The sequence below is a fragment of the Micromonospora sp. NPDC049004 genome (genome assembly GCF_040649315.1).
Taxonomy (GTDB): Bacteria; Actinomycetota; Actinomycetes; order Mycobacteriales; family Micromonosporaceae; genus Micromonospora.
Genome location: NZ_JBEZFG010000002.1, coordinates 15,321 through 36,321 on the forward strand (window position 1 = coordinate 15,321; position 21,001 = coordinate 36,321).

The 21,001-nt window shown below is 72.9% G+C and carries 25 protein-coding genes; 10 read left to right on the top strand and 15 right to left on the bottom strand.

What is annotated here, in order from left to right:
- Position 1: 1 nt before the first annotated feature.
- Positions 2 to 2,371: a diguanylate cyclase gene (locus AB0B97_RS04710; RefSeq protein ID WP_357490673.1), complete on the bottom strand. Its 2,370-nt coding sequence runs from the start codon at positions 2,369 to 2,371 to the stop codon at positions 2 to 4.
- 85 nt (positions 2,372 to 2,456) lie between these two features.
- Between AB0B97_RS04710 and AB0B97_RS04715 the strand changes: the two genes are divergently transcribed.
- Positions 2,457 to 3,134 carry a 5-formyltetrahydrofolate cyclo-ligase gene (locus AB0B97_RS04715; protein ID WP_357490675.1) on the top strand — a complete coding sequence of 226 codons (678 nt, stop codon included), beginning with the start codon at positions 2,457 to 2,459 and terminating at the stop codon, positions 3,132 to 3,134.
- Between the two features lie 27 nt (positions 3,135 to 3,161).
- On the top strand, positions 3,162 to 3,593 hold the full coding sequence (locus AB0B97_RS04720; protein ID WP_357490677.1) for an FmdB family zinc ribbon protein: 432 nt from the start codon (positions 3,162 to 3,164) through the stop codon (positions 3,591 to 3,593).
- 629 nt (positions 3,594 to 4,222) lie between these two features.
- On the opposite strand, the gene AB0B97_RS04725 is transcribed toward AB0B97_RS04720, so the two are convergent.
- Positions 4,223 to 4,405, bottom strand: coding sequence for a hypothetical protein (locus AB0B97_RS04725; protein WP_357490679.1), 183 nt, complete (start codon positions 4,403 to 4,405; stop codon positions 4,223 to 4,225).
- A gap of 104 nt (positions 4,406 to 4,509) precedes the next feature.
- Here AB0B97_RS04725 and AB0B97_RS04730 point away from each other — a divergent pair, with 104 nt between their 5' ends.
- Positions 4,510 to 4,839: a hypothetical protein gene (locus tag AB0B97_RS04730; protein ID WP_234584364.1), complete on the top strand. Its 330-nt coding sequence runs from the start codon at positions 4,510 to 4,512 to the stop codon at positions 4,837 to 4,839.
- 19 nt (positions 4,840 to 4,858) lie between these two features.
- On the opposite strand, the gene AB0B97_RS04735 is transcribed toward AB0B97_RS04730, so the two are convergent.
- Positions 4,859 to 5,341, bottom strand: coding sequence for a DUF2231 domain-containing protein (locus tag AB0B97_RS04735; RefSeq protein ID WP_357492022.1), 483 nt, complete (start codon positions 5,339 to 5,341; stop codon positions 4,859 to 4,861).
- Between the two features lie 204 nt (positions 5,342 to 5,545).
- Here AB0B97_RS04735 and AB0B97_RS04740 point away from each other — a divergent pair, with 204 nt between their 5' ends.
- Both AB0B97_RS04740 and AB0B97_RS04745 read left to right on the top strand, forming a co-directional pair.
- Positions 5,546 to 5,974 (top strand): Fur family transcriptional regulator, encoded by a 429-nt coding sequence (locus tag AB0B97_RS04740; RefSeq protein WP_357490681.1) that lies wholly within the window; start codon positions 5,546 to 5,548, stop codon positions 5,972 to 5,974.
- A 49-nt stretch (positions 5,975 to 6,023) separates the two neighbouring features.
- The gene (locus AB0B97_RS04745) at positions 6,024 to 6,887 is read left to right on the top strand and encodes an oxygenase MpaB family protein (RefSeq protein WP_357490683.1); all 864 of its coding nucleotides are present in this window, start codon (positions 6,024 to 6,026) and stop codon (positions 6,885 to 6,887) included.
- A gap of 44 nt (positions 6,888 to 6,931) precedes the next feature.
- Here the strand turns inward: AB0B97_RS04745 and AB0B97_RS04750 are convergent, their stop codons facing one another.
- The 11 genes from AB0B97_RS04750 to AB0B97_RS04800 form a co-directional block, all read right to left on the bottom strand.
- A complete protein-coding gene (locus tag AB0B97_RS04750; protein ID WP_357492024.1) occupies positions 6,932 to 7,759 on the bottom strand; it encodes a PD-(D/E)XK nuclease family protein in 828 nt (275 codons plus the stop codon).
- 136 nt (positions 7,760 to 7,895) lie between these two features.
- Positions 7,896 to 8,510: a MarC family protein gene (locus tag AB0B97_RS04755; protein ID WP_234584361.1), complete on the bottom strand. Its 615-nt coding sequence runs from the start codon at positions 8,508 to 8,510 to the stop codon at positions 7,896 to 7,898.
- Positions 8,511 to 8,551: 41 nt separating this feature from the next.
- Positions 8,552 to 9,424, bottom strand: coding sequence for a PHP domain-containing protein (locus tag AB0B97_RS04760; RefSeq protein WP_357490685.1), 873 nt, complete (start codon positions 9,422 to 9,424; stop codon positions 8,552 to 8,554).
- A gap of 183 nt (positions 9,425 to 9,607) precedes the next feature.
- On the bottom strand, positions 9,608 to 10,783 hold the full coding sequence (locus tag AB0B97_RS04765) for a hypothetical protein (RefSeq protein ID WP_357490687.1): 1,176 nt from the start codon (positions 10,781 to 10,783) through the stop codon (positions 9,608 to 9,610).
- Between the two features lie 83 nt (positions 10,784 to 10,866).
- A complete protein-coding gene (locus AB0B97_RS04770) occupies positions 10,867 to 11,709 on the bottom strand; it encodes a SigE family RNA polymerase sigma factor (RefSeq protein WP_357490689.1) in 843 nt (280 codons plus the stop codon).
- A 103-nt stretch (positions 11,710 to 11,812) separates the two neighbouring features.
- The gene (locus AB0B97_RS04775; RefSeq protein WP_234584357.1) at positions 11,813 to 12,682 is read right to left on the bottom strand and encodes a PH domain-containing protein; all 870 of its coding nucleotides are present in this window, start codon (positions 12,680 to 12,682) and stop codon (positions 11,813 to 11,815) included.
- Between the two features lie 6 nt (positions 12,683 to 12,688).
- Positions 12,689 to 12,847, bottom strand: coding sequence for a hypothetical protein (locus AB0B97_RS04780; protein ID WP_007455302.1), 159 nt, complete (start codon positions 12,845 to 12,847; stop codon positions 12,689 to 12,691).
- A gap of 116 nt (positions 12,848 to 12,963) precedes the next feature.
- On the bottom strand, positions 12,964 to 13,674 hold the full coding sequence (locus AB0B97_RS04785; RefSeq protein ID WP_308195366.1) for a DUF6758 family protein: 711 nt from the start codon (positions 13,672 to 13,674) through the stop codon (positions 12,964 to 12,966).
- Positions 13,675 to 13,721: 47 nt separating this feature from the next.
- Positions 13,722 to 14,345 carry an RNA methyltransferase gene (locus AB0B97_RS04790; protein WP_234584374.1) on the bottom strand — a complete coding sequence of 208 codons (624 nt, stop codon included), beginning with the start codon at positions 14,343 to 14,345 and terminating at the stop codon, positions 13,722 to 13,724.
- A gap of 53 nt (positions 14,346 to 14,398) precedes the next feature.
- Positions 14,399 to 14,923: a hypothetical protein gene (locus tag AB0B97_RS04795; RefSeq protein WP_234584355.1), complete on the bottom strand. Its 525-nt coding sequence runs from the start codon at positions 14,921 to 14,923 to the stop codon at positions 14,399 to 14,401.
- A 104-nt stretch (positions 14,924 to 15,027) separates the two neighbouring features.
- Positions 15,028 to 15,543 carry a MaoC family dehydratase gene (locus tag AB0B97_RS04800; protein WP_234584354.1) on the bottom strand — a complete coding sequence of 172 codons (516 nt, stop codon included), beginning with the start codon at positions 15,541 to 15,543 and terminating at the stop codon, positions 15,028 to 15,030.
- A 548-nt stretch (positions 15,544 to 16,091) separates the two neighbouring features.
- Here AB0B97_RS04800 and trxA point away from each other — a divergent pair.
- The 3 genes from trxA (at position 16,092) to AB0B97_RS04815 (ending at position 18,011) form a co-directional block, all read left to right on the top strand.
- The gene (trxA, locus tag AB0B97_RS04805) at positions 16,092 to 16,454 is read left to right on the top strand and encodes a thioredoxin (protein ID WP_030329190.1); all 363 of its coding nucleotides are present in this window, start codon (positions 16,092 to 16,094) and stop codon (positions 16,452 to 16,454) included.
- A 154-nt stretch (positions 16,455 to 16,608) separates the two neighbouring features.
- Complete coding sequence (locus tag AB0B97_RS04810; RefSeq protein ID WP_234584353.1) at positions 16,609 to 17,049, top strand: hypothetical protein; 441 nt, start codon at positions 16,609 to 16,611, stop codon at positions 17,047 to 17,049.
- Positions 17,046 to 18,011 (top strand): HTTM domain-containing protein, encoded by a 966-nt coding sequence (locus tag AB0B97_RS04815; RefSeq protein ID WP_357490693.1) that lies wholly within the window; start codon positions 17,046 to 17,048, stop codon positions 18,009 to 18,011. The genes AB0B97_RS04810 and AB0B97_RS04815 overlap by 4 nt, the downstream gene beginning before the upstream one ends.
- Here the strand turns inward: AB0B97_RS04815 and AB0B97_RS04820 are convergent.
- Positions 17,975 to 18,394, bottom strand: a complete 420-nt coding sequence (locus tag AB0B97_RS04820; RefSeq protein ID WP_357490695.1) for a DUF393 domain-containing protein — start codon at positions 18,392 to 18,394, stop codon at positions 17,975 to 17,977. The two genes, AB0B97_RS04815 and AB0B97_RS04820, sit on opposite strands and share 37 nt — an antisense overlap.
- Before the next feature lie 92 nt (positions 18,395 to 18,486).
- Here AB0B97_RS04820 and AB0B97_RS04825 point away from each other — a divergent pair, with 92 nt between their 5' ends.
- Positions 18,487 to 20,553 (top strand): intein-containing Rv2578c family radical SAM protein, encoded by a 2,067-nt coding sequence (locus tag AB0B97_RS04825; RefSeq protein ID WP_357490697.1) that lies wholly within the window; start codon positions 18,487 to 18,489, stop codon positions 20,551 to 20,553.
- Between the two features lie 26 nt (positions 20,554 to 20,579).
- Positions 20,580 to 20,987 (top strand): CoA-binding protein, encoded by a 408-nt coding sequence (locus tag AB0B97_RS04830; RefSeq protein WP_357490699.1) that lies wholly within the window; start codon positions 20,580 to 20,582, stop codon positions 20,985 to 20,987.
- Positions 20,988 to 21,001 lie beyond the last annotated feature (14 nt).

Consider the following 21,001-nt stretch of genomic DNA (forward strand, 5'->3'; position numbering starts at 1 on the left):
ACTATCGGCCACGGCTCTGCCGCGGCGGGTGTGGCCCAGAAGACGCGCCGCCGCCCGGCCCCGGCCGGCCGACGTCGGGGCCGGCCCGCGCGGCGTCCGCGGCGGTGGCCGCCGGCTCGTCCGCCGGATCCGGGCGGGCGTGCGCGGGCCCCGACCGGTTCGACTCCGGTACGCCAGCTGTCGACTCCGACCGGGCGTGCCCGCCCGGCTCCCGCGGGACCTGCACCTGCCGGCCGGCCCGCGGCAGCCCGTCGGGTGGGCTGACGGCGCCGGCGGGCACCGGTATCTCCCACGTCGGCACGTCGGGGCGGGCCTCGGCGACGCGATAGGTGTCCCGGCCGGCCGCCTTGGCCGCGTACAGGGCGTCGTCGGCGGCTTCCAGCACCTCCCGTCCGGTGCTGCCGTGGTCCGGGTAGACGGCGATGCCCACCGACACGGTGACCACTATCGGCCCCGCGTACGCCTCGACGGCGATCGGCGTCTCGCGCACCGCCGCGCCGAGCCGCTCCGCGACGATCGCGGCGCCCCGGGCGTCGGTCTCCGGTAGGAGCAGCACGAACTCCTCGCCGCCCTGCCGGAAGGCCAGGTCGACCTCGCGGATCTCGCCGCGTACCCGCCGGGCGAACTCGGCCAGCACGGTGTCCCCCGCCGCGTGCCCGTACGTGTCGTTGACGTCCTTGAAGCGGTCCAGGTCGAGGGCGAGGACGCTGAGCATCCGGCCGAACCGGCTGGCCCGCTCCACCTCCCGCCGGATCGACTCGCGCAGGTAGCGGTAGTTCCAGAGGCCGGTGAGCGGGTCGGTGAGCGACAGCCGCTGGGCCTCCTCGTGCACCCGGACGTTCTCCACCGCCACTGCCGCGTGGCCGGCGAAGGTGCGCAGGGTGTCCAGGTCGTCGTCGTCGAACTCGTCCGCGCCCACCCGGTCGTAGAGGGCCAGCACACCGAGTGCCGCCGCGGCGCCGGCCTCGTCGAGACACCGCTCGCCGCCCGGGACTGTCGTTGTCGGGCCGCCCGGTGTGGTCGTTGTCGGGCCGCCCGGTGTGGTCGCTCCGCCCGGGGTCGAGAAGGGGACCGCGACGTAGGTGCGGCAGCGGGGCTCGCCGGTCGGAGCCTCCGTCGGTTCCAGCCGGCCCCGCTGCGGCTCGCCGGTCGCGGCCACCGCGCCGACCACGCCGACGCCCACGGGCACCCGCAGGCCCTGCGACCCGTCCGGGTCCCCCGCCGGCCAGCGCCCGTCCAACCCCTCGCTGCACTGCGCGACGAGCACCCCGCCGGCCTCCACCAGCAGCACCGCGCCGGCCCGCGCCCCGGTGGCCGCGATGGCGCTGTGCAGGATCACCCGCAGGATGCGTTGCAGGTCGTGGGTGCTGGCCAGGGTGTCGCCGAGCACCGCGAGGTGCCCACGTAGCTGGTCGCGGCTGCTGGTCAGCGCCGCGACGTACGACCCGGTCTCGCGGGTCATCCGGTTGAACGCTGCCGCCAGCCGTCCCAGCTCGTCGCGGCTGCGCACCGGCACCCGGGCGGTCAGGTCGCCGTGCGCCACCCGGTCGACCGCTCCGGCCAGCTCCACCAGTGGCCGGGTGGTCACCCGGGCCAGACGCCAGGCGGTGAACACGGCGAGCAGCCCGGCCAGCACGACCACGCCGGCCAGCGTGACGTGCAGCCCGGGCGGCCGCTCGCTCGGCACCGACAACACCAGCGGCAGCGGCTGGCCGGCGGACGGCCCGATCCGGCGCACGTACCGACCCCTGGTGCTCTCGGTGACCCGCTCACCGCTGGCGGACCCGGCGGCGGCCAGCACCGCGTCGCGTTCCTGCTGGGACTCGGTGGTGTGCGTGAAGCGGGCGGCGCTCGCACCGCCGTCGAGCAGGGTGACCGCGACCCCGGTCACCGCCGCCAGCCGGGCCACGAAGGCCGGGTCGACCAGGTGCGCGGCGGCCACCGTGCCCAGCAGCGCGCCGGCCGGGTCGCGGCGGTCGACCCGGGCGGCCAGCGCGCGGACCGGGCCGGACGGCGCGGCGGCCGGCTCGGAGCAGTCCCGCCAGGGCGTCGGCGGAGCGCCGGGCGAGGCGTACGTGACGCGTCCGTTCACGTCGGTGACCTGCACCGCTGCCGCCAACCCACGGCCGACGAGCTGGCCGGCGGCGATGGCCGGGTCACCGGTGAGGGCGACCGTGTCGGCGGCGGCGCGCAGCTGCTGGCAGAGCGCGTCGACCGAGGTACGCACCGTCGAGGCCGCCACCGCGAGGCGCTCGGTGGACCGGCTGCGGTCGACTGCCGCGACGGTGGAGGCGACGAAGAACGCGCCGAGCACGACCGGGCCGAGCACCACCACGAGGAAGGCTGCAGTCAACCGCCCGCGTAGCGTCACTCGGTCCCCCCGGAAGTTCCGCCTCCGTTGCTTGCGATGCTGACACAGAGCAACCGTGGGAGTGGCGTTGCGTCAGGAGTGTTGCGTGCCGGAATTTTCTTATGAAGCGGAAGTGGCCCGAGTGGCGAAGCGGGAAACCCGTGTCGACCTGCTCGCCCGCCGCCGGGCCCTGACTGCCCCGGCGCGGGCCGAGGCCGCCGGGCGCGTCCAGGCCGAGCTGGTCGCCCTGGTACGCCGGCTGCGCCCGGCCCGGATGACGGCGTACGTCCCGGTCGGCTCCGAGCCGGGCGGGGCCGACCTGCCGGAGGTGTTGCGGTCGGCGCTGCCGCCCGACGCCGAGTTGCTGCTGCCGGTGCTCCTTGCCGACCTGGACCTGGACTGGGCGGCGTACTCCGGACCCGACGCGTTGGCGGCGGCCGGCCGGGGCATCCGGGAGCCGATCGGCCCCCGCCTCGGCGTAGCCGCGGTCACCGGCGCGGAGCTGGTCGTCGTGCCGGCGCTCGCCGTCGACCGGCGCGGCCGACGGCTGGGGCGCGGCGGCGGCTCGTACGACCGGGCGCTGGCACGGGTGCCCCGGGCGGTCCTGACCGTGGTCCCGCTGCACGACGGGGAGCTGGTCGAGGCGCTGCCGGCGGAGCCGCACGACCGTCCGGTCCGCGCGGTCGTCACCCCCACCGACGGGATGCGTACGCTTGACGACGGCCCGGGTACGGCGCAGGGTGTCGCGCCCCACACGTCCGCTGGACGAACCCGGGGCGAATGACGCACCATTGGCACTCGAATACGTCGAGTGCCAACTGGCCGAGCTCAGATACCGGAGGAGAACGTGCCCACGTACCAGTACGCCTGCACCGCGTGCGGTCACCAGCTCGAGGCGGTGCAGTCCTTCTCGGACGAGCCGCTGACCGAGTGCCCGGCGTGTCAGGGGCGGCTGCGCAAGGTCTTCAACTCGGTCGGCATCGTCTTCAAGGGCTCGGGCTTCTACCGCACCGACTCCCGCGCGTCCGGCTCCGAGACCTCCGCCGGCGGCACGCCGAGCAAGCCGGCCAAGTCCGAGTCGTCCTCGTCGTCCTCGTCCTCGGGTGGGGATTCCGGGTCGTCGTCCTCGTCCTCGTCGTCCGGGTCGTCGTCCGGTGGATCGTCCTCCGGATCGTCGTCTGGTGGGTCGTCGTCCGGTGGGTCGGGCGGCGGCAAGGCCCCAGCGGCCAGCTCCGCCTCCTGACCCGGCCTTCCCAACCTCACCTCGCCTCGCCGACAGCGCCGCCCGCGATCGCCCCGGGCGGCGCTGTTTCGGCCTTGATCCACTCGGGTTGCCGGAAGTCGGCCTGTCCCGGCGGTGTTGATCGCCCGGATTCCAGGAACCCGAGTGGATCGGCCCTCGTGCCAGCGCGGCCCCCGTGCCAGCGCGGCCGCGCCCCTCGCGATAGCAGATCCGGCCGGTAAATGGGCGTTATCAACAGGCCGGACAGTTGTCCACAGGCGGGGACGAGGGGTCCGCGGGGCGGGCCGTTGCCGGCCTACCGTGCCGCTCTACGGGTGTCACCACGACGGCGCCCGGGACGGAGGCGGCACATGATCACCCGCACGTTGGACTCCGCTCGGGCGTTGCGCCCGCTGCGCCGGCCGGCCCTGCCCGGCGGTCGCACCCTGTTGCGGGCCGGGTTGGTCGCCGCGCTGCTCGGCCTCGCCGCCGCGATCCTGCACACCCCCACCGGCATGGACACCCCCCCGACCGGCGATCGCACCGCGACCGGCTGCCCGGCGGCCAACGGCGCAGTCAGGGCACCGGCCCGGCTCACCCAACCCGCCGCCGTGCCGACGGTCGCCCGCCCTGCGGGCGCGGCGTCGGGGTCAGTCCCAGTGTGGGGGGCGTTGGGAGAGGAGCCAGTCGTCGTTGCCGCTGCTCCGCTCGCCCCAGCCCTGGTCGGTGTCGTCCGAGGTCTGCTCGGGCAGCACCACGAAGTCGTCGCTCAGGTCGACGGTGCGGTCGTCATCGCCGCGCGCGCCCTGCGGGCCGGGGTCCTCGGTGCTCACGAGCGGCAAGACTAGCGCAGGCGACAGCGGGCGGCCGCTCGCCGCGGTCAGCACATCGACCAGAAGCGACCGGGCCGCCGGCTCCGTTGGTAGCGTCGAACGCCGTGACGACCCCCAGCGGTGGCAGCACCCCGGACGACGACTACTGGCGCCGGCCCGGGACCGGCGACGGCCCGATGGCGGACCGACCCCCACCCGCCACCACGCCCACGAGCGGGTACGCGGGACCGCCCCCGAGCGTGCCGCCGCCGGCCGGCTGGCGTCCCCCGGTGCACCTGGAGCCGGCCCCGCCCCGACAGCTCCCGCCACAGGACATGGCCGTCCTGGATGCGGCCGAGCAGCGTTCCCAGCGGGTCACCTACGGCTTCGGCGCCGCAGCCGCCGTGGTGCTGGTGGCTCTTGTCTGCCTGCTCTGCTCGCGGCTCATCTTCTGAGGCGGCGTCCGACCGCTGGTCAGAGAGTGGTGCCCCAGACGGCCTCGGCGCCGGAGTGACCCGTCAGGTAGACGTAGACCAGGGCGGCGATGGCCAGCGCGACGGTAACCACCGCCAGCACCGGCGTCACCAGCGCCGGCAGCCTGGGCACGCGCGGGTGCCCACTGGTCGCCACGAGCAGCGCGATGGCCACGATCCCCAGGGGCACCACGATCCGGAACAGAATGTCGCCGTAGCGGGAGTGCTCGAAGATCTGGTCGAGTATCTGGCCCTGGTAGCCGCGGGCGACCAGGGCGTCGGTGAAGGCTTCACCGGACTCGACGGCCACGAACGCGGTCACCGGCGCGGCCACGGCCAGGATGCCCAGCGCCCAGTCCAGTCGGTGCCGCCAGCGCGGCAGCCCCACGTATCCGATGGCCAGCACCGCCAGCAGTGGGACGATGACGACCACCGCGTGGACCACGAGGACGTGTACCGGTAGACCCAGGATCTCCTCGAACATCGACACCTCCAGGTGGATCACGGTGCGGGGAGCGCCAGCGTACGGACCGCCGGTCGTCCCCGAGCTCTCGCCCGGAGACACGCGCGCGGCGGCGATCAGGTTCAGCACGGCGCGACCCCGCTGGTCGGTCCTGCGGGCTGTGTCCGTGGCCACCCCGGGCAAGCGACGGTTGTCGCTGCTGGTCGTACGTGCTGTCATTGGCGCATGTCCGGTGGCGAGGAGCTGTTGCGATCGAGGGGCCTGCGCGTCACCCGACCGCGCCTCGCGGTGCTCGACGTTCTCGCCGACGGCGGTCACCTGGAGGTCGACGAGATCACCCGGCGGGTCCGCGAACGCCTCGACTCGGTCTCCACGCAGGCGGTCTACGACGTGCTGGGGGCGCTGAGCCGGGCCGGATTGTCCCGCCGGATCGAGCCGGCCGGCAGTCCCGCCCGGTACGAGGCGCGCGCCGGCGACAACCACCACCACGTGGTCTGTCGGGGCTGCGGCGAGATCGCCGACGTCGACTGCACCGTCGGCAGCGCTCCCTGCCTGGAGCCGGGCACCGCGCACGGCTTCGAGGTGGAGGAGGCAGAGGTGACCTTCTGGGGTCTCTGCCCGAGCTGCCAGTCGCGCCGCGCCGCCGACAGCTGACCCGCCCGCTCCACCGGCACCGACCGGCGGCCCGTGGCACGCTTGGTCGGTGGACTCCGATGACCTCGGCCTCTTCGGTCCGGGTTCGGTCACGTGGAAGGTGCACGAGGAGCCGATCCTGATCGTCGCGGGCCTGCGCTCGCTCTACCTCCAGGCGTTGCACCCCCGGGCCATGGCCGGGGTCGCGCAGAACAGCAACTACCGCACCGACGCGTGGGGTCGACTGGTGCGCACCGCCACCTACGTGGCGACCACCGTCTACGGCACCACGGTTGAAGCGGAGCAGGCCGGGGCGCGGCTGCGTCGCCTGCACGACCGGCTGCGGGCCACCGACACCGCTACCGGCGAGGAGTTCCGGATCGACGACCCGGCCCTGCTGCGCTGGGTGCACGTCACCGAGGTCGAATCGTTCCTCACCACGGCCCGGCGGGCGGGCCTGCCGCTCACCGACGACGAGGTGGACGGCTACTACACCGAGCAGCGTCGGTCGGCAGCTCTCGTCGGGCTGGATCCGGCCACGGTGCCGGGCACCGCCGCCGAGGTGGCGGCGTACTACCGCGCCGTGCGGCCGGAGCTGCGGATGACCCGGGAGGCCGCCGAGACGGCGATCTTCCTCACCGCCCCACCGCTGCCGTGGAAACTCAGCCTGCCCGCCCGGCTGGGCCTCACCCTCGGCCCGCCGCGCTGGGCGTACCTGGGAATCGCCGGCACCGCGCTCGCGCTGCTGCCTCCGTGGGCCCGGCGGATGTACGGCGGATTGGGGCTGCCCACCACCGAGCTGTCGGCGGACCTCACGGTGCGCGCCCTGCGCCTGGCGCTCGCCGCGGTGCCGCGCCGCTACCTGGAGGGGCCGTTGATACAGGCCGCCAAGGAGCGGGCCGAGCGGCACACCGCGACCTCGCTGGCCGGCTGACAGCCGGACCCGCTCGGGGTCAGGTGCGGGCAGGCCGCTGACGGTCAGCCGTCGGCGGGCCGGTCCACGGCCGCCCACGGCTCCTTGCCCGGCGTCTGCGCCCCGGTCGGGCAGTGCCGCCGGAAGTCGCACCAACCGCATCGCGGGCCGGGCGCCACCGGGAACGCTTCGTCGGCGTCGCCGCCCTCGGCGACCGCCCGCTCGGCGGCCATGATGTCGCGTGCCGTGTCCTCGGCCCGGGTCAACTGGCGGGTCAGCGACTCGACGGTGTGGTCGTGGCCGGCGACCGTGCCCGTCGGCAGGTGGTGCAGCTCCACCCGGCGACACGGCCGGCGGAACACCCGCTCGGCCGCGTACGCGTAGAGGGCCAGCGCCTGCGAGCCCCGGGCGTCGTCGGAGTCCAGCCCGGTGCGGCCCGTCTTGTAGTCGACGATGACCAGCTCCGGGCCCTCCGGTCCGGGGCGGGAGTCGATGCGGTCGGCGCGGCCGTTGAAGGCCAGCACGGCGGTCTTGACCGCCACCACCCGCTCGACACCGAGCGGGTCGGACTCCGGATCCAGCGTCTCGACGTATGCCTCCAGCCAGGCCAGCGCCCGCCGGTAGGCGGCCCGCTCCTGCGCGTCGTCGCGGTAACCCTCACGGACCCAGGTGCCCTTGAGCAGGAGGGCCAGCGCCTTCGGGTGCCGCCGGTCGGCGGGCAGCGCGTACCAGTTCTTGAGGGCGGTGTGCACGCTGGCGCCGAGCGAGTTGTGCGCCCACGGCGGCCCCTTCGACGGCGCGGGCCGGTCGACGTAGGAGTAGCGGTAGCGGCGGGGGCAGTCCGCGTACGCGCCGAGCTTGCTCGGGGTGCAGACGAACAGCCGTTCCGGCATCCCCTCGAAGCCGAGCTGCTCGGCGCCACCGGGGCGCTGCTGGGGGGCTCGACCGCCTGCGGCGGGTCGTCCGGCTGAAGAGGCTCGTCGCACGCCTGCGATCCTGCCATCCACCGCCGACATTGCGGGTGTGCGGTCAGGCCATGTTGACGTACTGCGTCACGAAGGCCGCCACCGCGTCGGCGATGAGCTGTACGGCGATCGCGGCCAGGAGCAGGCCGGCGATCCGGGTCAGCACCTCGATGCCACCGGGGCGCAGGATCTTCACGATTCCGCCGGAGAAGCGCAGCACGATCCAGACCGCGACCATGACGGCGAGGATGGCCGCGGCGATGGCGGTGAAGTCGCCGAACCCGTCGGCCTGCTGGACGAAGAGCATTGTCGCCACGATGGCGCCCGGTCCGGCCAGCAACGGGGTGCCCAGCGGCACCAGCGCGATGTTCGAGGTGACCTGCTGGCTGGGATCGTCGGCCTTGCCGGTCAGCAGTTCCAGGGCCACCAGGACGAGCAGCAGCCCACCGGCGGCCTGCAACGCGGGCAGGTCCACGTGCAGGTAGTCGAGCAGGGTCTGCCCGGCCACCGCGAAGATCACGATTACGCCGAGAGCCAGCGCGACGGCCTGCCACGCTGCCCGGTTACGGTCGCGCGCGGGCAACGGCCCGGTCAGCGCCAGGAAGATCGGCATCATGCCCGGCGGGTCGGTGATCACCAGCAGGGTCACGAAAACCTCGCCGAACAGCTTCAGATCCACGTGAGAAACCTAGCCGCGCCGTGGTGGGCGAAATACGCGGATCAGCCCGAAGCGACCTCGGTCACCCCGGCGGCGACGATCCGCTCGTACGCCTCGACTCCTGTGGTGAACGCGCCGAGCTGGACGCTCTTGTGGGTGCCGTGAAAGTCGGAGGAGCCGGTGACCAGGAGGCCCAAGTCGGCGGCGAGCGCGCGTACGTGCGCCTGCTCGGCCGGGCTGTGGTCCTCGTGATCGGCCTCCAGGCCGGCCAGCCCGGCGGCGGCCAGCTCGGCGATCAGCTCGTCGGGCACCACCCGGCCACGTCGGGTGGCGCGGGGGTGGGCGAAGACCGGTACACCGCCGGCGGCCCGGACCAGCCGGACGGCACGGAAGACGTCGATGTCCTCCTTCGGCAGCCGGTACCGCTCACCCAGCCAGTCCGGCCCGAACGCCTCGCTGGTGCTGGCTACCAGACCGGCGCGGATCAGCGCCTGCGCGATGTGCGGGCGGCCCACCGTGCCGCCGCCCGCCCCGGTGAGGATGTCCGGCCAGTTCACGTCGATGCCGTCGGCGCGCAGCAGCGCCACGATCCGCTCGCCGCGCTCCTCGCGGGCGGCCCGCACCCGGGTCAGCTCGGCGACCAACTCCGGGTGGTCGGGGTCGAACAGGTACGCCAGGAGGTGCAGCGGCACCGGCGGCTGCGCGCCCGCCCAGTGACAGGACAGCTCGGCGCCTCGGATCAGGCGCAGACCGGGCGGCAGCGCCCGCACGGCCGGCGCCCAACCGGCGGTGGTGTCGTGGTCGGTGATGGCCAGCACGTCGAGGCCCGCGTCGGCACCGGCGCGGACCAGGTCGGCGGGGCTGAGCGTGCCGTCGCTGGCGGTCGAGTGGGCGTGCAGGTCGATCCGCGGCGCGGGGCCGGTACGCGAGGTCACCTCCCGACGCTACCCAGCGGACCCGAATCCGGCTCGCGTAGGTGCCGGCCAGCCCCGGGGCGTGCCCCTCAGCGCACGCCGGGCCACGGGCCGCTCCCGGCGCAGGGCACCGGAACGCGCACAGCGAGCCGAGCCGGTCGCCGCAGCGCGGGACGCCACGACTGACGGGGAGCCGGGTGCGGATCAGGAGCCGGTGACCAGGACCGGCCGGTCACCGGGCGCGAGGCCGTCCACGGGCACCGGCTCGGCCGGTTGCCCGGCACGCACCCGTTCGACGTCGACCTGAACCAGCTTGCCGGCGCTGTCGACGTAGGAGACGTCCGTCCCGGTCGTCCAGGCGACCGCGCCACTCAGCGCCGGACCGGCCGGCATGGCGTTCACCGTCGCTCCGAGTCGCTGCAGATCGACCAGGAGGGCCTGATCGGTCGGGCCGACCTTCCCGTTCACCAGAAGCCACCGCCCGTCGTCGGACACGCCGCCTGCGCCGTCCCGGCTCAACTGGGTGCCGCAGGCGGTGCGTACCGGCTTCAGGGCCCGCTTCGGGTCGAGCGCCGCCAGGCAGGTCCCACCGGACCCGCTCGCGGACACCTGACCGATCAGCCGCCCGTCGGGCAGCGCACCGTAGACGTTCAGGGTGCCCCGCTCGGACACCGCGGTCAGCTCCCCCGTGCCCGGCCGCCACAGGGCATGGGTCGGCCCGTTCCGGTCGAGCCGGACCAGCACGCTGTTTCCGACGAACCGGACGGGTTCCGCGCCGTCCGGGACCGGAATGCGCACCGTGCCGATGAGCTGGCTCCCGACGACTCCCGCCACGAGCAGGTCCTTGCCGTCGCGCCAGGCGACCTGGCTGGCGTCGGGCGCGAGAACGATCTGGCCCGCACCGGCCAGCAGCACCTGCACCAGGCCGTCGTCCCGGGCGACCCAGAGGGAACGGCCGGCGGTGGTCGGGGCACCGACCACCAGCAGGCCGGCGCCGCTGGGCAGGCTGTGGGCGCGTTCGGCGGGCCCGATGCTGGGCAGCGCCAGCCGCTTGCCGTCGGGGTTGATCAGGGTGCCGTCGAGGAGCAGGCCGGCTGGCGCTCCGGGCGATGACGCGGGTGGGGCAACGGGCGCCGAGGGAAGCGGCCGGGCCGACAGATCCGGATCGCCGATCACGACGATGGGCGGGCCCTGCCGGCCGGTCTCGTCGGCGAGCTGCGTCATGCCGGCGCCGATCAGCACGGTGGTGACCATTCCGAGCGCGACACCGACACCGGTACGGCGCCGTCGGATCCGGTTGGCCCGGCGGATGGCCTGACCGGCCGGGTCGGCGGTCAGCGGACGGGTGACGGCGACCTGGTGCGAGAGAGTCTCCCGCACCGCACCTTCCAGCTGGTCACGTCGCACCTGGTTAGGACGCTGCGGACCGCCCGTCAGGTTGTCGGGCCGCCGCGGGAATGCGCTCACTGCTGATCTCCGGCGCCGGTGCCGACGGGCACGGCCGCCGGAGCGGTGGGCAGCTCGACCGCCGGTGCGATCGGGCGAGGCACGGACGGGCGGGGTACGACAGCTCCCGGCACGGCCCGGCCGGCCGCCGGACGCGGCGTCGCCACGGCACGACCCCCCGAATCCCTCCCGGCCGGCCCAGGTCGGGCAGCGTCGGCACCTCGGCCAGCTCCCGCGGCATCCCCCCGGCCGGCGGGAGCAGCCCCACCGCCGGAGGAAGCAGCGCGACCCGGGAGAGCGGCGTCGCGGCCCCGGCCGGAGAGAGCAGCGCGACCGTCGGTACCGGGGGCATCGACCAGGTCCGGGGTGGCGGTGCCCATCCGTCGGCGCAGCGTGGCCAGTGCCCGGGAGGCCTGGCTCTTCACCGTGCCCGGGGAGATGTCCAGCAGCGCGGCCGTCTGCGCTTCCGACATGTCCTCGTAGTAGCGCAGGACCAGCACCGCCCGCTGCCGGCTCGGCAGCTCCCGGAGGTGCCGCCAGAGCAGGTCACGGTCGAGCTGCTGCTCGATCTCGTCGACACCGGGCCGTTCGGGCAGCACCTCGGTGGGGCGTTCACCGTGCCAGCGTCGCCGCCACCAGCTCGTCGAGGTGTTGACCATCACACGACGGGCGTACGGCTCGACGGCCTCGATCCCGCCGAGCCGCTTCCAGGCGAGGTAGGTCTTGGTCAGCGCCGTCTGGAGCAGATCCTCGGCCGTCGCCCAGTCGCCGGCGAGCAGATAGGCGGTACGGAGCAGGGCGGCGGAGCGAGCCGCGACGAACTCGCGAAACTCCTCCTCCAACGGGTCCCTGCTGGCCACCACACACCTCCGCACCCACACCGTCCTGGCAGAGTGCCACGTCAGAGGCGTTCCGGTCCATGACGAAAGGTGCGCACTTGCTCCGATGTTCGGACGAAAACTTTCACGCCCCGTCGTCGGCCTTGGCCTCGTCGGCCTCCTTGCCCAACCGCGCCTCGACCGCCTGCGGCTCGTACATCTCTTCCACGACGCGCAGGTACAGCTCGTTCGGGTTGGGCAGGTTCTTGATCTCCCGCAGCGCCTGCTCCTGGCCGGCGGACTCCAGGACGAAGGTGCCGTAGTTGAGTGCGCGGCCGGTCGGCGTCTGCTCGTACTTCATGTCGGTGACCCGGACCAGCGGCATCATGGCCACCTTGCGGGTGACGATGCCGTTGACCACCATGACCCGCTTGTTGGTCAGGATGAACCGGTCATACCACCAGTCGGCGACCTTCCAGGCCACCCAGCCCATGACGGCGAACCAGAGCAGCACCGCGATGGTCGTCAACGCGCCCACGTTGTTGCCGGCGAGGAAGCCGGACAGGTAGCCGAGCACGAACGTCGCCGCGATGCCGATCAGGAGCGGGTTGGTGAGGTGGATCCAGTGCCGCTTCCACTCGCCCCGGTAGCGCTCGGTGGGGAAGAGGTAGCGGGCGACCAGCGAGCTGGGCTCGTCCTCCAGCGGAAGCACCCGCCGGGGAGTCGCCCCCGTCGCGTCGGCACGCAGCCCCGCGAGCTCGTCCTCGGAGATCTGCGGTGGCTGGTAGGCGGCCTCGGGATCGCGGATCCAGCCCCGGCCGGACCGCCCTTCGCCGGCATAGCCGGGCCCTTCGCCGTAGCCGACGTCGTCCGAAAGGGACGGCCCGTCGGACAGGCCGGGACCGGCTCCGTAGCCCGGGCCGTCATCCGGCCCGATCCGCGGTATCGGCTCGGTGTCGCGCCGGTCCCGGTCGGGGTCGTCCGGGTCGAAGGGTGGACCGGAGGGGCTGCCCATCGACGGTTAGGCGACGAGGCTGGTGAAGAAGTCGCCGAACCCCTGGGCGATGTCCATGATCCCGCCGCCCAGCGACTTGAACACATCAGCCGCAGAGTTTGGCCGATAGGCGACGAAGAAGATCAAGAATGCGATTCCGGCCCAGGTGAGGACCTTCTTGACCATGGCGGGCCATCCTCTCGCGCGGCGCCGGGTCCCATTACCGCAGCGGCACCCAGAGTATCAGTGTGGTGTCGTACAGTGAAGATCTGCGTCCGTTCTCCGTCAAACCCGGAAGGCTGTCAAGCCCTCCCGGACAGGTACGGGGATGGTGCGCCGTACACGAGTTCGGGCGGAGTCCACTCGGTCAGGTCGTGCAAAACGACGTCTTCCGCGAGGAGGTGACCCGCACTCGCCGGCCAGGCTATCGCATGCAGCCACATTCCCCGAGCCTCGCCGGCGTACGCGCTTCGATCCGTCGGAGAATTCACCAACCACAGTGGAGTCGGGTGCCCACCGACCCGGATCCTGGCCTGCCCCACGTGCTCGGGGTGCCCCGGGCCGGGGTCGGTCAGCGCGTCGGCGAGTTCCGGTCCGGGATCCGGGCCGGCCAGGCCGGCGAGTCGGGTGCCCAGGCCGACGCCCGGCTCCTCGGCCACGAAGACCAGATCCGCCGGGCCGTCGTCGAGCGGCGCGGGCCCGGCGCAGGCCACCGCAGTCGCCCGTACGCCGGTGCGGTCGTCACCGGCGTACGCCACGCCGGTGAGGGTCCACCCTGGCGGCAGCGGCCACGGGCACCACAGCGGCGTCCCCGGTGGACCGCCGGTCGCGGCGATCCGCTCCACCACGCTCGCGACGATCTCCGCTCCGATGTGTTCGGGCACGTGCAGCGGCGGCACGGGACCGCAGCGCAGGCACCTCGACTCGGTGTGCATCAGATCCGGCGCCCGTACCGGGCCCCCGCATCTCGGACAACTCACCGCGACACTCACAACCCCACCGTCACCCGGCATCGCTGGCACGTCAAGCCGGAACGCCGATTGCGCCGGCGGGGCGAGGGTCAGTCCGGTGGCGGCCCGGCGTGCGTACGGATCCACGCGTGCATGGCGATGCCGCTGGCCACGCCTGCGTTGATGGACCGGGTCGAGCCGTACTGGGCGATGGAGTAGAGCGCGGCGCAGGCGGCCCGCGCCGGCTCGGACAGGCCGGGTCCCTCCTGGCCGAAGAGCAGCACGCAGTCCCGCGGCAGGGTGCCGGTCTCCAGCGGGCGGGAGCCGGGCAGGTTGTCGATGCCGAGCACGGGCAGCCGCCGCCCCGCCGCCCAGTCGACGAACTCCTCGATCGTCTCGTGGTGCCGCACGTGCTGGTACCGGTCGGTCACCATCGCGCCCCGCCGGTTCCACCGCCGCCGTCCGACGATGTGCACCTCGGCGGCATTGAAGGCGTTGGCGTTGCGCACGACCGTGCCGATGTTGAAATCGTGCTGCCAGTTCTCGACGGCGACGTGGAAGCCGTGCCGGCGCCGGTCCAGGTCGGCGACGATCGCGTCGAGCCGCCAGTAGCGGTAGCGGTCGACCACGTTGCGCCGGTCCCCCTCGGCCAGCAACGCCGGGTCGTAGCGCGGGTCCTCGGGCGGGTCCCCCGGCCAGGGGCCCACGCCCACCTCAAGCTGGTCGTCGGTCACGGTCATCAGAGGGTACGGGCCACCTCGGCGTCCGCCGCGACGGCCCGCCGACCTCAGCCGAGGCCGAGCGCGTCACCCAGCCGGTCCAGGAAGCGTCGGTCGGCGGGGCTGGCCGGACGTCCACCGGGGCCGGGCACCGCCCGGCAGACGCGGGCCGCGACCGACTGCACCCACTGGCGGTACGCGGCCGAGTCGGCGGGATCAGCGCGCCGGTGCAGGACCCGCACCGCCGCCCGGCACGCGACCAGGAGGTCCACCAGGTCGGTGAGCCGCTCGGCGGGCGCCGGGGCGCCGTCGTGGCGGGCGTAGATCGCGGCGACCACGGCACGGACCAGATCACTGTCGAACCCGCGGCCGGCAGCCACCGCGTCCAGACCCGCGAGGCCCGCCATCACCCCCCGCTCCGGGCGGCCGGCGCCGGGCGCTGCGGCGGCCACGAGCACCCGGGCGGGCAGGCTGGTGAGCAGGTCCCACTCGGCGGCGGAGTAGACGGCGGTGGTCAAGGGTGCGGCGCGGCGGCCGGCAGAGGGCGGCTCTCCGGCGACGGAGTGGCTCATCGGAACCTCCGGCGCCAGCATAAGCCCCGAAACGGGCGGTGGGCCCCCTCCCCGGCAGAACCTGCGGTGGGGATGGAGGCCCGTGCCAGGGCGGCGACGACTGCTGCTCAGCGCCGCCCGGAGGGTCAGCGCGGGCTCGGGAAGCTGGGCCGCTCCGGGTCCACTCCCTCGGCTACGGCGTCGGCCGCGTACTCCCGCTTGGGGACCATGACCTTGCGGCGGAAGACGCAGACCATGGTGCCGTCCTGGTTGTAGCCCCGGGTCTCCACGGACACGACGCCCCGGTCGGGCTTGGAGCCCGACTCGCGCTTGTCCAGCACCGTCGTCTCGCCGTAGATGGTGTCGCCGTGGAAGGTGGGCGCCACGTGCCGCAGCGACTCGACCTCCAGGTTGGCGATGGCCTTGCCGCTGACGTCCGGCACCGACATGCCGAGCAGCAGCGAGTAGATGTAGTTGCCGACCACCACGTTGCGCTTGAACTGGCTGGCGGTCGCGGCGTAGTGCGCGTCCATGTGCAGCGGGTGGTGGTTCATGGTGAGCAGGCAGAAGAGGTGGTCGTCGTACTCGGTGACGGTCTTGCCCGGCCAGTGCCGGTAGACCGCGCCGACCTCGAACTCCTCGTAGTAGCGGCCGAACTGCATCCTGGTCCCCTTCGACGGGCGGCGATGGAGTTCGGCACAGCATGCCTTACCGGTGGTTAAGGCGACGGCCGGGGCGCGACCCCGGCGGAAATGTCACACCGGTCACTCACCCGAGGGGAGACGCAATGAGCGGCGGGGCCCTCCCCGGCACCCGCCGCCCACGCTCTGATGCGAGGAATTCTGCCCTACGGCGGCGTAGGTACGACAGAGATCGAGGTCACATTTATCTTTTTGTAACACTACTCTCCGTGACGGAGAGCGGGTTGATCAGCGATCTCCGCAGGCCGGATACCTCCTCGTCAGGGCTCAAGTTACCGATTCGTAGCGCTCGATCGGGTGGATCTCCTTGGAATCGCTCCCATCACCCCAGGTCACGCAAGTGCGTCATGCACTTGCGTTCCGCAGGACGGGATGAACTGACATAGTTCGATGGCCGACGAGGACCCCGGGCAGCCCTGCGCACGTTTCGTGCTGGACGGCCCGGGAATTCGATACGGTCAGCCCTGGTTCTACGGGACGCAGACAAACCGCGGTGATCGGAGAGTGCAATGGCAACCGTTGAGCTGACCTCGGCGAACTTCGACGAGGTGACCGGCAACGACGGCATCGTCCTGGTCGACTTCTGGGCCGACTGGTGTGGCCCGTGCAAGCGGTTCGCCCCGGTCTACGAGCGCTCCTCGGAGAAGCACCAGAACATCGTCTTCGGCAAGGTCGACACCGAGGCCCAGCAGGAGCTGGGGGCGAAGTTCGACATCCGGTCGATCCCGACGATCATGGCGATCCGTGACGGCGTCATCGTCTTCGCCCAGCCGGGCGCGCTTCCCGAGTCCGCGCTGGAGAACCTGATCGAGCAGGTCGAGGCGCTGGACATGGACGACGTCCGCAAGCAGCTGGCCGAGCACAACCACTGAGCCGTCCCCGCGACGGCGCGCGAGGGCCGGGCCCGATTCGGGTCCGGCCCTTCGTCGTACCCGGGCACACCCTCATGATCACCGACCTGGGCAGGCGGAACTGACCGTCGGAGGGACCCGACACGGCCGGTACATCCCGTATCGTCACGACCCGATGGAGACCCTCACCACCCGCGGGCGCGCGACCCGGCTGGGCGCGACCGCTCTCGGCCTCGTCCTGCTGCTGCTCGGCACCTTCTGGGGCAGCGACGACGACTTTCCGTTCGGCCCGTTCCGGATGTACGCCACCTCCAACCCGCCGAACGCCCCCGCCCCGGACACCCGGGTCGAGGGCGTGAACAGCACCGGGGCCGTGGTCGACCTCGACCAGGGCGCCACGGGCATCCGCCGCGCCGAGATCGAGGGCCAGCAGGACCGGTACGCCGCCGACCCGACGCTGCTCGCCGAGGTGGCCGACGCGTACGCCGAACGCCACCCGGCCGCCCCGGCGCTGGTCGAGGTCCGCATCGTCATCCGCTGGCACGGCATCCGCGCCGGCCGGCCCACCGGGCAGCACACCGACGAGACGGTGGTCCGCTGGCAGGTCGCCCGATGAGCGGCTGGCTGACCGAGGCGGTGCCGCGCGGCCGGATCGCCGCCTTCCGCACCCTGATCTACCTGTTCGTCGCCGCCGACCTGGTGGTCTTCACCCCGTGGGTACGCACCAGGGCCAGCGTGCCCGGCGAGCTGTACCAACCACTGCTGATCGGCCGGCTGCTCCCCCTGCCGACACCGACGCCGACGCTGGTGGCCGTGATCTTCTGGGCGCTGCTGCTGCTCGCCCTGCTCGCCGCGACCGGCCGGGCGCCCCGGCTGCTCGGCTGGTCGGTCTGCGCGCTCTACCTCGAGTGGATGATCATCGCGATGAGCTACGGAAAGGTCGACCACGACCGGTTCGGGCTCCTCGTCGCACTGGCCGTGCTGCCCACCGCCGGCCGGGCCCGCCACGGCGACACCACCCGCACCGAGGCCGGCGGCTGGGCGCTGCGGGTCACCCAGATAGCGGTGATCTGCACGTACTTCCTGGCGGCCTGGGCGAAGCTGCGCTTCGGCGGCCTGGACTGGCTGACCGGCTCGGTGCTGGCACGGGCCATCATCCGGCGCGGCACCGACCTGGCGGACCTCGTCGCCCAGGTGCCGTACCTGCTGATCGTCGCCCAGTTCGGCATCGTGGCGTTCGAACTGTTCAGCCCCGTGGTGTTCCTGCTGCCGGCCCGTTGGCGCCTGGCCATGGTCGGCTTCTTCTACTCGTTCCACGTGGTGACCATCGCGACCATCACGATCTCGTTTGCGCCGCACCTCGCCGCGATGACGAGCTTCCTGCCGCTGGAGCGGGTCCGCCCGCTGGTCTGGGCCCGCCGGCTCGTCGGCCGCGGAACTCGCGGGTCGGCGACGGACAGCCCGGCGCGCGTCGAGACCGAGCCGACGCCTCCCGACCCAGCTCCGGTGGGAGCCGGTGCGGAGCCGGCACCGCCCGGGGGTCAGGCCCCGGCGCTCGGGCGGCCGGCCGGCCCGTAGAGCCGCTCCCGGGCCTCCTGGGGCAGCGAGCACGCGGCCGTGCCACCCGGGAGCCGGTGCCGGTTGCGCGCCACCCAGCGGTACGCGGGCCAGGCGACGGCGCGGGCCGGCGGAAACCGCAGCCCCGCTCCGGCGACCCGCCAGAGCGGACCGCTCGCGGCGAGCAGCTTCGCGATGGCGTCCGGCCCGGCGGCGCGGGAGCCGTCCGCGCCGACCCACTGCACGGCCTCCTCGCACTGGGCGACCGTGAGGCCGAGCGCGTCCAGATCGGCGAACTGCCAGGGCACCACCCGGGCGGCGGTGGGGATGCGGCGCTCGATGAACTCCGCGCAAGTCGTGCAGAACGCGCAGTCCCCGTCGTAGACGAAGGTCGACCTCTCCATGGTGTCCATCCTCCCCCGCGCGACCGCCGGGTGGGCTCCGGTGTCCGGCGGGTCACTTGCGCGCACCTCGTACACGTGTTCGAATAGTGGCCATGCGCTGGGACAACCTCACCGCTCCCCCGGCTGAGGGAGACCCCGAGCGGGCAGCGCCAGCGACGCCACCCCTGCCGCTGGCGCTGCCCGGCGCCGTCGTGCGCACCTTCGACACCCCCGAGTTCGCCGGGATGACCTTTCACGAGGTGCAGGCGAAGTCCATTCTCAACCGGGTGCCCGGCCAGTCCCGCGTGCCCTTCGAGTGGACCATCAACCCGTACCGTGGCTGCTCCCATGCGTGTGTGTACTGCCTGGGAGCGGACACCCCGATCCTGATGGCGGACGGTCGCACGAAACCGATCAGTGAGCTGGAACCAGGGGACCGGATCTACGGGACGGAACGGCGCGGCGCCTACCGCCGCTACGTCGTCACCACCGTGCTGGACAAGTGGTCCACCGTGAAGCCCGCGTACCGCGTCACCTTGACGGACGGCACCACGCTCATCGCTAGCGGTGACCACAGGTTTCTCTCGGACCGTGGCTGGAAGTACGTCACCGGCGCCATGCAGGGTGTCGGCCAACGCCCCTACCTGACCACCAACAATCGCCTGATCGGCACGGGCCGTTTCGCAACCGGACCCAAGGAATCGCCCGACTACCGCCGAGGCTACCTCTGCGGGATGATCCGCGGTGACGCGCATCTCGGCACCTTCTCGTACTCCTACGGCGTCGTGCACCGGTTCCGGCTGGCGCTGATCGACGACGAGGCGTTGAGCCGGAGCGAGCGCTACCTTGCCCAGGAGGGCATCCAGACACGGCGTTTCTCGTTCATGCCCGCCAGCGCCACCCGCAAGGCTCTTTCTGCAATCCGCACCTCCAAACAGCGCGACATCGAGAGCATTACCAAGCTGATCGAGTGGCCGGTCAACCCCAGCGACGAGTGGCGGCTTGGCTTCCTGGCCGGCATCTTCGACGCCGAGGGCAGCTGTGGTAGGGGCATCCTGCGCATCTGCAACAGCGACGATGCGATCCTCGACCAGACAACTGAGGCACTGCGCCGGTTCGGGTTCAGCTGCGTGCTCGAAGACCCCGGTAAACCCAACCGCGTGCGGCAGATCAGATTGACCGGTGGCCTTCCCGCCCGGCTTCGGTTCTTCCACCTGACCGACCCGGCCATCACCAGGAAGCGCTCGATCGAGGGCACCGCACTGAAGTGCCAGGCCAACCTCAGGATTGCGGGCGTTCAAGCGCTCGGGCTGGAGTTGCCGCTCTGGGACATCACCACCGGCACTGGCGACTTCATCGCCGACGGCGTGGTGAGCCACAACTGCTTCGCAAGAAACACTCACACGTACCTCGACCTCGATGCCGGGGCGGACTTCGACCGGCAGGTGATCGTCAAGGTCAACGCCGGTGAGCTGGTACGGCGGGAGCTGGCCGCGCCGAAGTGGCGGGGCGCGCACGTGGCGATGGGCACCAACGTGGACTGCTACCAGCGGGCCGAGGGGCGTTACCGGCTGATGCCGCAGATCATCGCGGCGCTGCGCGACTTCGCCAACCCGTTCTCGATCCTGACCAAGGGCACGCTGATCCTGCGGGACCTGCCGCTGCTGCGCCAGGCCGCCGAGGTGACCCGGGTCGGCATCTCCTACTCGGTGGGCTTCGTCGACGAGCAGCTCTGGCGTGGCGTCGAGCCGGGCACGCCGCATCCGAGCCGCCGCCTGGACGCCGTCCGCCGGCTCACCGACGCCGGCTTCGAGGTCGGGGTGCTGATGGCGCCGATCCTGCCCGGGCTCAGCGACGGCGACGAGTCGATCGACGCCACCGTGTCGGCGATCGCGGCGGCCGGTGCGACAAGCGTGACCCCACTGGCGCTGCACCTGCGCCCAGGCGCCCGGGAGTGGTACGCGCAGTGGCTCGCTCGGGAGCATCCGCACCTCGCGCCCCGCTACCGCGAGCTCTACCGGGCCGGCGCGTACGCCCCGCAGGCGTACCAGCGGGAGCTGACCGCCCGGGTGCGGATCGCGGCCCGCCGCCACGGGCTGCACCGGGGCGAGCTGGGTGACAACCGTCGGCTGCCCGAGCCACCCCCACCGCCGGCAGCCGAGCAGCTGACCCTGCTCTAGCCAGCAGGCGGCGTTACAGTCGGCGGGTGCGTACCGCTCAGCAGATCCTCGCCGACTCCGCAGTCATCGCTGTCGTGGGCGCGTCACGCGACCCGCGCAAGGCCGCGCACGGGGTGCCGTTGCAGATGCAGCAGTACGGCTGGCGGATCATCCCGGTCAACCCGACAGTGGACGAACTCTTCGGCGAGCGGGCGTACCCGACGCTGGCCGACATTCCGCACCCGGTGGATCTGGTGGACGTGTTCCGGCCGGCGGCCGACGCCGTGCAGGTGGTCCGGGACGCGGCGGCGATCGGCGCTCCGGCCGTCTGGCTGCAACTGGGCATCGTCTCGGCCGAGGCGCGACGGATCGCCGAGGAGGCCGGGATGGACTACGTCGAGGACCGCTGCCTCATCGTCGAGCGCGCCGCCGCCGGCCTGACCCGCCTCCCCTGACCCCTCTCCCCCAC

What these genes read in the sequence shown, in the direction of transcription:
- AB0B97_RS04735 (WP_357492022.1), bottom strand. Translation starts at nt 5,341, where the DNA reads ATGTTCGAGGAGATCCTGGGTCTACCGGTACACGTCCTCGTGGTCCAC.
- AB0B97_RS04740 (WP_357490681.1), top strand. Translation starts at nt 5,546, where the DNA reads ATGTCCGGTGGCGAGGAGCTGTTGCGATCGAGGGGCCTGCGCGTCACC.
- AB0B97_RS04750 (WP_357492024.1), bottom strand. Translation starts at nt 7,759, where the DNA reads ATGCCGGAACGGCTGTTCGTCTGCACCCCGAGCAAGCTCGGCGCGTAC.
- AB0B97_RS04775 (WP_234584357.1), bottom strand. Translation starts at nt 12,682, where the DNA reads ATGGGCAGCCCCTCCGGTCCACCCTTCGACCCGGACGACCCCGACCGG.
- AB0B97_RS04780 (WP_007455302.1), bottom strand. Translation starts at nt 12,847, where the DNA reads ATGGTCAAGAAGGTCCTCACCTGGGCCGGAATCGCATTCTTGATCTTC.
- AB0B97_RS04785 (WP_308195366.1), bottom strand. Translation starts at nt 13,674, where the DNA reads ATGCCGGGTGACGGTGGGGTTGTGAGTGTCGCGGTGAGTTGTCCGAGA.
- AB0B97_RS04795 (WP_234584355.1), bottom strand. Translation starts at nt 14,923, where the DNA reads ATGCTGGCGCCGGAGGTTCCGATGAGCCACTCCGTCGCCGGAGAGCCG.
- AB0B97_RS04800 (WP_234584354.1), bottom strand. Translation starts at nt 15,543, where the DNA reads ATGCAGTTCGGCCGCTACTACGAGGAGTTCGAGGTCGGCGCGGTCTAC.
- trxA (WP_030329190.1), top strand. Translation starts at nt 16,092, where the DNA reads ATGGCAACCGTTGAGCTGACCTCGGCGAACTTCGACGAGGTGACCGGC.
- AB0B97_RS04810 (WP_234584353.1), top strand. Translation starts at nt 16,609, where the DNA reads ATGGAGACCCTCACCACCCGCGGGCGCGCGACCCGGCTGGGCGCGACC.
- AB0B97_RS04815 (WP_357490693.1), top strand. Translation starts at nt 17,046, where the DNA reads ATGAGCGGCTGGCTGACCGAGGCGGTGCCGCGCGGCCGGATCGCCGCC.
- AB0B97_RS04820 (WP_357490695.1), bottom strand. Translation starts at nt 18,394, where the DNA reads ATGGAGAGGTCGACCTTCGTCTACGACGGGGACTGCGCGTTCTGCACG.
- AB0B97_RS04825 (WP_357490697.1), top strand. Translation starts at nt 18,487, where the DNA reads ATGCGCTGGGACAACCTCACCGCTCCCCCGGCTGAGGGAGACCCCGAG.